The following is a 417-nucleotide window of genomic DNA, read 5'->3' as shown; positions in this document are numbered from 1 at the left end:
ATTTTCAAAAACAGCGTCCTTCCAATGTGGTTTAGGAATAATATTCAGATCTGATGCTAAAATTTGTTTTTCAACAATAAGGGAGCAGTCCGCTTTAAGATCGTCAGTTAATCCGGGATTAGCTTCTATATTTTTAGAGCTGCCAATGTAGGTCATTCCACCCACTGTTAAGGCTGCGCCGTTTACCGGATTACCTGCGTTTATTGCAAGCTGTGCCAGATCATTTGCTCCTCCATAATCCATAATGACATACTTCCCATTGATCGTAATAGCATCATTATCGTCCCCTAGCTGTATTTTATTACCTAAGTTGGAGGAAATATTCAAGCCATTTTCGTCCCCATAACTAATAAGTTGTGTTTTGTAATCATCCACCAGCACCTTAAAATTGTCATGTTGACCATTTGGGTTAGTACT

General features: G+C 38.8%; 1 protein-coding gene. It reads right to left on the bottom strand.

Annotated elements, in window-relative coordinates; translation table 11 throughout:
* Positions 1-417 (bottom strand): hypothetical protein (locus JO950_RS22050; protein WP_202704556.1); only part of this gene is annotated, 417 nt, incomplete at both ends.

The sequence above is a fragment of the Flavobacterium sp. UGB4466 genome, assembly GCF_903469665.1.
In the GTDB taxonomy this organism is placed as follows: Bacteria; Bacteroidota; Bacteroidia; order Flavobacteriales; family Flavobacteriaceae; genus Flavobacterium; species Flavobacterium lipolyticum.
The sequence above is the reverse complement of the archived record's forward strand: the minus strand, read 5'-3'. Positions and strand labels throughout refer to the sequence as shown.